This window comes from Paraburkholderia sp. (assembly GCF_026225065.1).
Classification (GTDB): Bacteria; Pseudomonadota; Gammaproteobacteria; order Burkholderiales; family Burkholderiaceae; genus Paraburkholderia.
The window spans coordinates 1-8776 of sequence record NZ_JAMFSB010000346.1; the positions used below are offsets into that span (position 1 = coordinate 1).

The following is an 8776-nucleotide window of genomic DNA, read 5'->3' on the forward strand; positions in this document are numbered from 1 at the left end:
AGTGTCGACTGAGAGGACGTGGTCGAACAGTCCGTTCATGCCGGCGCTCTTCACTGCGATGTCGAGCATCTGCGGATTGCCGTTGGACAGAATGGCGAGGCCGAGCGGGGCGCCGGCTTGGGTGGCCTGGCCGCTTCGTTCGTCTGAGGGCGTTTGTTCAGCTTGTGCCGCTTTGCCATGCTGTTCGCGCGGCTCACGCAACTGGCGCAGCGCGGGTACCGCATCCGGGAAGGCCGACAGGCAAGCGTATTCGTCCATCAGACGCTTTTCCGCCGCGCGATTGAGCGTGAGGCCGAGCCTGTGCGCGGCGAAGCGCAGGGCGTCGAGCGTGATGTTCCAGAACGGCTGATAGCGCGCGCCAGCCGGATCGGCAAGCGTGCGCAACTGGCTGTATTCGATTTGCTTTTGCCGCCACAACTGCGAGAGCGCGTCGCCGTGGCCGGGGAACATCTGCTCCGCCGCAGCGACTACGGAATGCACGTCGAACAGCGTGCCGTAGGCGTCGAAAATGACTGCTTTAGGGGAGAGTGCCGTTGTGGCCGACATTGCCGTGCGCTCCAATTCGAGGTCAAGGAGATTGTATTAGTGATGCTCTACGCTAAAAAAGAGGCTAAACATCACTTGATCTTTTACTTTCATCCACCTAATCTGGATCCCATTCCCACTTTCGGTGCGCGCGACGGCACTTTCGCCCGCGTCCGGCTTCGGCTACCTCATGGACCGTTTCAAGCAGATCGAGACCTTCGTCACCGTCGCAGCCAAGGGCAGCCTGTCGGCGGCGGCTCAGGCAGAGGGCGTGGCGCCGGCCATCATCGGGCGCCGCATCGATGCGCTCGAAGAGCGGCTGGGCGTGAAACTGCTGGTGCGCACCACGCGCAAGATCACGCTGACGTTCGAAGGCTCGGCGTTCCTCGAAGACTGCCAGCGCGTCATTAACGACATGCAGAACGCCGAGGCAAGCGTCTCGGCGGGCGGTGTGAAGGCAAGCGGCCACCTGCGCGTGTCGGCGCCGGCCGGCTTTGGGCGGCGCCACGTCGCGCCACTGGTGCCGGCATTTGCCCTGGCTCATCCCGACGTCTCGATCACGCTCGATCTGTCCGACCGTCTGGTGGATCTGGTCAACGAGGGCTTCGACTGCGCAGTGCGGCTGGGGGAATTGCCGGATTCGTCGCTGGTATCGCTGCGGCTGGGCGAAAACCGCCGCGTCTGCGTGGCGTCGCCCGCTTACTTGACGCGCCGCGGTGCGCCGCAAAGCCTCGCCGATCTGGCCCATCACAACTGTCTTGCACTCGGCGCCGGCGCCAACCAGCAGCGCGGCTGGGTGTTCCAGCAGGCCGACAAGGTCGTGTCGATCAAGGTGTCCGGCACGATGGAATGCTCGGACGGCGCGGTGCTGCACGAGTGGTGTCTCGAAGGCTACGGGCTGGCGTGGCGTTCGTGGTGGGAAGTCGGCGTCGATATCGCGGCCGGCCGGCTCGTCAGCGTGCTCGATGAGTTCGCCGCACCGCCCATCGGTATTCATGCCGTGTTTCCGCAGCGCCGCCATCTGCCGCTGCGGGTGCGGCTGTTCCTGGATTTTCTTAAACATACCTACGGTCATCCCGGTTATTGGGGGTGAAGGCGGGGCCGCCCAGGACCGGATCGAGGCTCCGCGCGGGTTTCCGATATGCGGACAGACCCGCAAGCGGGCGTCGTGTCGATTCAGGCGCACTACAATCGATTGGGGCGGCGCGTTTTCCGTTTCACAAGATCCGGGTTCGGCCCGGCTTCGCTGTCCTGAAGATCTGCTTTGCGGCGGCCCATGCGATGCATTGCCGCCGTCTTGCAGGTCCAGCCGCAGTCGACGACGGAGGCACCATGTTCAGGCACATCCTGGTTCCGACGGATGGTTCAGACTTGTCACGAAAAGCGATTGAAGGCGCAATCGATCTTGCCCAGGCGATCGGCGCGGATGTCACCGCGTATGCCTGCTTGCCGCAATATCCGTATTCGCCGTTCTCCGAAGTGGTGATCGAGCCGCCCGGCGATTTCCTGGAGCGCAGCGAGCGCGAGGCGCGCGTGCATTTGCGGGAGGTCGAGTGGGCTGGGCGCAATGTCGGCGTGATCGTCAGGAGCCTCACCAGCGTGCATCCGGCGCCGTATCTCGGCATCATCGAGGCGGCTGAAAAGGGTGGTTGCGACGTGATCTTCATGGCCTCGCATGGACGCCGCGGGCTTGGCAGTCTTTTGATCGGCAGCGAGACGCAGCGGGTCCTCACGCATACGAAGATTCCGGTGATCGTGTATCGGTGAACGAGCGCGGCTTTGAAAAAAACGCGCTGGCGGGATGAAGCCAGCGCGTCGCCTACGGCACGCATAGTTAGCTATGCCATCTACTTTTCTCTCAGATTCCGCGGTCCGCCCGGGCCTGTCTTGAGACCTTGTGAGTCTCGCTCGCTGGCCTTCTCCGGCTTGACTGTCTCCTCCCTGATTGCGGTCCTCTGGCGGGGCCGCTTTTCCGTCTGCCTACCTTTGTCTGTCTATCGATTCGCCCGGGCTTTTCCAGGCCCACGTTTCGCGTTGGTGGTTGGCGCAAACCTGGGCCTGCACCATGGCTTGAGCCAGCCAACGCCTTACGCGACCTTCTTGTCGAAGAACTGTTCGTCTTCCGTCGAGCCATGCAGCGCGGTCGTCGAGGCTTCGCGTTCGACCGTTTGCGTCACGGCGTCGAAGTAGCCCGTGCCCACTTCGCGCTGGTGCTTGACCGCGGTGAAGCCCTTTTCGGCCGCCGCGAATTCCGCCTGCTGCATTTCGACGAATGCGGTCATCTGGTTGCGGGCATAACCGTGTGCCAGGTTGAACATCGAGTAGTTGAGCGCGTGGAAGCCGGCCAGCGTGATGAACTGGAACTTGTAGCCCATCGCACCGAGTTCCTTCTGGAACTTGGCGATCGTCGCGTCATCGAGGTTCTTCTTCCAGTTGAACGACGGCGAGCAGTTGTACGCGAGCATCTTGCCCGGGAATTCCTTGTGGATTGCATCGGCGAATTTCTTCGCGAAGGCGAGGTCCGGCTTGCCAGTTTCGCACCAGATCATGTCGGCGTACGGCGCGTAAGCGAGGCCGCGCGAGATGGCCTGTTCGATACCCGGCCGCGTGCGGTAGAAGCCTTCGACGGTGCGCTCGCCGGTCAGGAACGGCTTGTCGTTGTCGTCGATGTCCGAGGTGACCAGGTCAGCTGCTTCTGCATCGGTGCGGGCGAGCAGGACGGTCGGCGTGCCGGACACGTCCGCCGCGAGACGCGCGGCGGTCAGCTTGGCGATGTTTTCACGGGTCGGCACGAGCACCTTGCCGCCCATGTGGCCGCACTTCTTCACCGAGGCGAGCTGGTCTTCGAAGTGCACGCCTGCGGCGCCTGCTTCGATCATCGCCTTCATCAGTTCGAACGCGTTCAGCACGCCACCGAAACCGGCTTCAGCGTCGGCCACGATAGGCGCGAAAAAGTCCACATAGCCTTCGTCGCCGGGGTTCTTGCCTTCCGACCACTGGATCTGGTCGGCGCGCGTGAGCGTGTTGTTGATGCGCTTGACCACGAGCGGCACGGAATTGGCCGGATACAGCGACTGGTCTGGGTACATTTCGCCGGCGACGTTGGCGTCACCCGCCACCTGCCAGCCCGACAGATAGATCGCCTTGAGGCCGGCCTTCACCTGCTGCATGGCCTGGTTGCCGGTCAAGGCGCCGAGCGAGTTCACAAACGGCTCGTTGTTGACGCTTTCCCACAGCTTTTCCGCGCCACGCTTGGCGAGCGTGTGCTCAACCGGCACCGAGCCGCGCAGGCGCACCACGTCATCGGCGGTGTAGGTGCGTTTGATGCCTTTCCAGCGCGGATCGGTTTCCCATTGCTGCTGGAGTTGCTGTGCTTGCTGTTGGCGTGACGTCATGGTTTGCTCCTTGGATTGCCTGGATAGTGGATCGATCAACTCTTTCTTCTCGAAGCGTGCTGCCGGAAAGGCGTTTCGTTTCGTGAAGTCTTGTATAAGAGTCTAGGCAAATCGAGGTGCGCGCAATAGACGCATGTCATGCGTTTCGGTGTATTTTTAAATGTTATAAATCAACTGCTTATAAAATTTGTTCCACATTAAGAAAAGCGATTTTCCCTGCTGCAATAGCTTTGTTGTGCCACGCAGCACGATTTTTTACGAGGCAAAAAAATTTTCCACATCGTGAAATTTCGTGTGCGACCAGAGTACGGACGAAAAAAAACCGGTGCATGAGCACCGGTTTCTTCTGAGTAGAGGGCGGCGCATGGCCGCCCATCGCCCATTTAGCTGCTTATTCAGCTACCACGGCGCGCCGTACGCGGACCGTCGCTGCGGCGTGCGCCGTAGCCACCGTCACGCGAGCCGCCGAAGCCTTCACGCGAACCGCCGCCAGCCGACTTGCCGGCCCAGCTGCCGCCATTGCCGCCGCCGTTACCGGTGCGAGCGCCGCCGCCGTTACCAGCCGGCTTGGCAGCACCGCTACCGCTGCCGAAGCGACGGCCAGCACCGCCGTTGCCACCGCCCGGACGGCCACGGCCGCCAAAGCCAGGACGGCCGTTGCCTGACGGAGCCGACTTGCGCGGCTCGAAGCCTTCGACAACGTTGACAGCCAGCGGCGTACGCACGAAACGCTCGATGCGCTTCAATGCACCTTGTTCGGCGTGATGCACGAGGCTCACGGCGATACCCGAGCGGCCAGCACGGCCGGTACGGCCGATACGGTGCACGTAGTCTTCGGCGAACTTCGGCAGGTCGTAGTTGAACACGTGCGTGATGCCCGGGATGTCGATACCACGAGCTGCGACGTCAGTTGCGACCAGCACGCGCACACGACGCTCGCGCAGGGCTTTGATCGTGCGGTTACGTGCGCCTTGCGGCAGATCGCCATGGAGCGCAGCCGATTCGAAACCAGCGTCGGCCAGACGGCCAGCCAGTTGGTCGGCGTCCATCTTGGTTGCCGTGAAGACGATAGCCTGGTCGAGGCCGGAGTCGCGCAGCAGATGGTCGAGCAGACGATCCTTGTGATCGCGGTCGTCAACGTAGTGGACGGTTTGCGCGATGTTGGTGCGCTGTTCCAGACGCTGGACGATCTCGATGCGTTCCGGGTTCTTCAGCAGGCGGCCGGTCAGCGAAGTGATCTTGCCGTCGAGCGTGGCCGAGAACAGCATGGTCTGGCGCGAAGCCGGCGTAGCTGCAACGATCGTTTCGATGTCTTCGATGAAGCCCATGTCGAGCATGCGGTCAGCTTCGTCGAGCACGAGGATCTGCAGTTGCGACAGATCGATACGGCCGCGTTCCAGATGGTCGATCAGACGGCCCGGCGTAGCAACCAGGATTTCCGGGTTCTTCGCGAGCAGCATCAGTTGCTGGCCGTAAGCGACGCCGCCGAGGATGCTGACGGTGCGCAGGCGCTTCAGGTGCTTGCCGTACGTGGCAGCGGCGGTGGTGACCTGCATCGCGAGTTCGCGGGTCGGCGTCAGAACCAGCATGGTCGGACGGGCAACCGGTTGCGGGCGGCGCGTGCGGGCGCCGTCGGCCGGACGCGGTTCACGCGGCTGGCTCGCCTGCGTCTTTTGCAGTTGCGAGAAACGCTCGATGGCGGGCAGCATGAACGCGGCGGTCTTGCCCGAACCGGTCGGGCTCGAGACCATCAGATCGCGGCCGGCGATGCCAGCGGGGATCGCACGTTGCTGAACGGGCGTCGGAGTTTGATAGCCAGCGGCGGTCAGCGCGGAGACGACGTCCGGGGACAGACCGAGCGACGCGAACGACGGGCCGGCCGGTGCTGCGGTTTCGGCTGCGACGGCTTCCGGCGCTGCAGCAACGGCTGCGGCTTGTTCGGGTGCTGCGTCACTAGCGGCGAGACCTAGGGCTTGGTCGGCGATGGCGTTCAACGGGCTGCTGGGGGTATTGCTCGAAGTCATGAGAATCCTTGAAACGATCCTGGGTGATGCACGGAATAAATACGTCGGCGCCAATCGGCATACCCAAGTCGTCGGATTCAGCGAGCAAAGAAGCAGCGAGCAAATCGAAAAACGGGGGCAGCTCGCGACAATCAAGGCGAGCTTTTCGTTAGAAGCTGTATCGGTTGCGACATGCCAACACGGCGTGCCGCCAGCCTGGTACATGATCGCCCGTAGGGGGCTAGGCAGGAGGGGACAGGTTCTAAACTGGATTGGAGCAAAACGCTACGAGGCGCTGCGCCGCAAAGGCCGCTGGAGAAAGCCGGGCAAAGCAGTGAAGCGCAGGCAGGATTGTAACGGCATTTGCTGCACTGCGCCACATGTTTAAGACATTTCCGTGAAGGGAAACGTCGATTTTACCTGGTGCCGGCGACCGCTCCTAGGCCGAGGCGCCGCTTTTCAGCGATTCGACCAGTTCGACGTACTGCTGCTTGGCGGTGTCCTCTGCGGTGCCTTTCAGCGCGGCCCAGGCGTCGTACTTGTATTTGCCGACGATGTCGGTAAAGCCCGGCTTGTCGCCTTGAACGTCGCCCTTGGTGGCCTGCTTGTAGAGCGCGTACAGGCGCAGCAGCGTCAGGTTGCCTGGACGTTCCGGCAGTTGTTGCACTTCTTCGTGGGCTTTCGCGAATTGTGCGTCGACGTCGCTCATGTGTTTCTCCGTGGCAAATTCAAGATGGGCCGACGATCATAACAAGCGACATCGCCCGGTGCATCGAACGAGGCTCGAACGATTACTCCAAACGGCGTGGGGAGCGGAGCGCTTCACGCACACCGTGCGCGTCGTTCTGCGGTGCAGCGTGCACGCTGCCTGTCCGGCAACAGGGGGCCTCGCATTACAATAGCGGTCATGACCCGAACTGTGCTGCTTGCCCTCGATACGTCGACCGAATTCTGCTCGGTCGCGCTGCTGTCCGCCGCCGTCGACGCGGTGGACGCTTCTGCCTCCGAACCGCGCACGTGGGTGCGCCATGAGGCGACCGGTGCGGTGTCCAGCACGCGCCTGCTGCCGGCGATCCGCGAACTGTTCGCCGAAGCCGGCCTCAAGCTCGCGGATTGCGATGCGATTGCCTTCGGTGCGGGACCTGGATCGTTCACGGGCCTGCGGACGGCAACCGGTGTCGCGCAGGGACTCGCTTTCGGCCTGAATTGCCCGGTGGTACCGATCGGCACGCTGCTCGCCTGCGCCGAGAGCGCGCGCTTGCGCGATCCGTCGGTCAAGCGGGTGGTGGCGGCGCTCGATGCCCGCATGGACGAGGTGTATTGGGCCGATTACGCATGGGATGACGCGCAAGGCGAATGGCACACCGTTCAGCCTGCGTCGCTCGACGCGCCGGACCGCCTGAGCTTGCCCGATGAGCCTTTTACGCTGGCGGGTAACGGCGCCGCCGCGTTCGGCGCGCGCCTCGTGGCCACAACGGTGGCGCAGGCTATTGACGGCGAAGCGCTGCCGCACGCCTTGCCGCTCGCTTTCGCGGCGCTGCGTGCGCTGCGCGCCGGCCGTACCGTGCCCGCGGAGCTCGCCGCGCCGGAATATGTGCGCAACAAGGTTGCACAGACCACCGCGGAACGGATGGCGGATAAGGCAGAGAAAGCTGCTAAAGCCGAACATGCGGCGCAACAGGCAGCGAACCCCGCATCACCGCACCCCGCATCGCAAGGCGAGGGCGGACGATGAGCGGCGTGTTGCTGGCGGACCGCTACATGTCGCCAATGACCGAGGGCGATCTCGACGAGGTCGCCATCATCGAAAAAGCGGCGTACGAATTTCCGTGGAGCCGCGGCAACTTCGAAGATTCGCTGCGCAACGGCTATTTCGGCATCTGCCTGCGCCACGTTACCGGCTGCCTGATTGGATACTGTGTGCTGATGCCGGTGGTCGACGAGATGCATCTGCTGAATCTGTGCGTGGCGCCTGCCGCGCAGGGTGTGGGCGCGGGCTTGTCGCTGCTGCGCGAAGCGGTGCGTATCACGCGCAACGAAAGACTTGACGGGCTGCTGCTTGAAGTGCGGCCGTCGAACCACCGGGCCATCCGGCTTTATGAACGCTTCGGCTTCGCTTCGATCGGCCGTCGCAAGAACTATTATCCGGCGCGGCATCGCAGCCGGGAGGACGCCATCGTGATGCGTTTTTCGTTTGCCAGGGAGGGCGCAGATGGCGCTGCATGAATTCGCATTAGAAGAACTCGGACTCTCACCGATGTGGGTGCGCCGCGGGATGGGGCAGGCGAGTGACGGCGAGGCTGCGCCAGCGGCCGCGGCGCTCGAAAGTGCAGTTGCAGTGCCTGCCGCTGACTTCAGTAATTCGCAGTCGGGTCTCAGGCAAGAAAGCTTGCCTGCCGAACGCGGCGAAGATGATCAGCTTTCTTCGGTGCGCCAAGGCGACGTGCCGCCGCTAGCGCCCGAACGCGGCGCGCCGGCAGCGATACCGCGCGCACCCGCTGTACGTGCCGAGCAGACCGCACATACCACCCGCTCCGACACGGCCTCGCCGTCCGCCCCGCCCGAAGACGATTTCGCCTGGTTCGACGATCTGCCGACCCAGCCGCCGGCCGAGGCGCGCTTAGTGCCCGCCGAGGAGCGCGCGGTGCCGTCGTCGGTCCACTCGCTCGACTGGGATGCGCTCGCCGAACGCGTGGCCGGCTGCGAGCAATGCCGTTTGTGCGAGAAGCGCACCAACACGGTATTCGGCGTCGGCGATCGCAACGCCGACTGGATGCTGATCGGCGAAGCCCCTGGCGAAAACGAGGATCGCCAGGGCGAGCCGTTCGTCGGCCAGGCCGGCAAGCTGCTCGA

At 63.4% G+C, this 8776-nt stretch carries 10 protein-coding genes; 6 read left to right on the plus strand and 4 right to left on the minus strand.

All coding sequences use genetic code 11. The features are described from left to right. On the minus strand, positions 1–546 hold a 546-nt coding region (locus tag M0954_RS23960), incomplete at its 3' end, for an HAD-IA family hydrolase (protein WP_297355899.1). 169 nt (positions 547–715) lie between these two features. On the opposite strand from M0954_RS23960, the gene M0954_RS23965 reads away from it, so the two are divergent. Together M0954_RS23965 and M0954_RS23970 are read left to right on the plus strand one after the other, a co-directional pair. Beyond that, on the plus strand, positions 716–1618 hold the full coding sequence (locus tag M0954_RS23965) for a LysR family transcriptional regulator (protein ID WP_297355901.1): 903 nt from the start codon (positions 716–718) through the stop codon (positions 1616–1618). Between the two features lie 239 nt (positions 1619–1857). Next, positions 1858–2292, plus strand: coding sequence for a universal stress protein (locus M0954_RS23970; protein ID WP_074264252.1), 435 nt, complete (start codon positions 1858–1860; stop codon positions 2290–2292). A 320-nt stretch (positions 2293–2612) separates the two neighbouring features. Here the strand turns inward: M0954_RS23970 and aceA are convergent, their stop codons facing one another. Next, the gene (gene aceA, locus M0954_RS23975) at positions 2613–3920 is read right to left on the minus strand and encodes an isocitrate lyase (RefSeq protein ID WP_123387764.1); all 1308 of its coding nucleotides are present in this window, start codon (positions 3918–3920) and stop codon (positions 2613–2615) included. A gap of 395 nt (positions 3921–4315) precedes the next feature. Further along, entirely contained in the window at positions 4316–5944 is a 1629-nt protein-coding gene (locus tag M0954_RS23980; RefSeq protein ID WP_123387762.1) for a DEAD/DEAH box helicase, read from the minus strand. Between M0954_RS23980 and M0954_RS23985 the strand changes: the two genes are divergently transcribed. Beyond that, entirely contained in the window at positions 5943–6311 is a 369-nt protein-coding gene (locus tag M0954_RS23985; protein WP_123387761.1) for a hypothetical protein, read from the plus strand. The genes M0954_RS23980 and M0954_RS23985 overlap by 2 nt on opposite strands. Positions 6312–6362: 51 nt before the next feature. Here M0954_RS23985 and M0954_RS23990 read toward each other — a convergent pair whose 3' ends face one another. Continuing rightward, positions 6363–6632, minus strand: a complete 270-nt coding sequence (locus tag M0954_RS23990) for an acyl-CoA-binding protein (RefSeq protein WP_122155169.1) — start codon at positions 6630–6632, stop codon at positions 6363–6365. A gap of 198 nt (positions 6633–6830) precedes the next feature. Between M0954_RS23990 and tsaB the strand changes: the two genes are divergently transcribed. From tsaB to M0954_RS24005, 3 genes are all read left to right on the plus strand, one after another. Continuing rightward, the gene (gene tsaB / locus M0954_RS23995) at positions 6831–7658 is read left to right on the plus strand and encodes a tRNA (adenosine(37)-N6)-threonylcarbamoyltransferase complex dimerization subunit type 1 TsaB (RefSeq protein ID WP_123387759.1); all 828 of its coding nucleotides are present in this window, start codon (positions 6831–6833) and stop codon (positions 7656–7658) included. Beyond that, on the plus strand, positions 7655–8149 hold the full coding sequence (rimI, locus tag M0954_RS24000) for a ribosomal protein S18-alanine N-acetyltransferase (protein WP_297355903.1): 495 nt from the start codon (positions 7655–7657) through the stop codon (positions 8147–8149). The genes tsaB and rimI overlap by 4 nt, the downstream gene beginning before the upstream one ends. Continuing rightward, a partial coding sequence (locus tag M0954_RS24005; RefSeq protein ID WP_297355905.1) for a uracil-DNA glycosylase family protein occupies positions 8136–8776 on the plus strand: 641 nt, incomplete at its 3' end. The genes rimI and M0954_RS24005, both read left to right, overlap by 14 nt.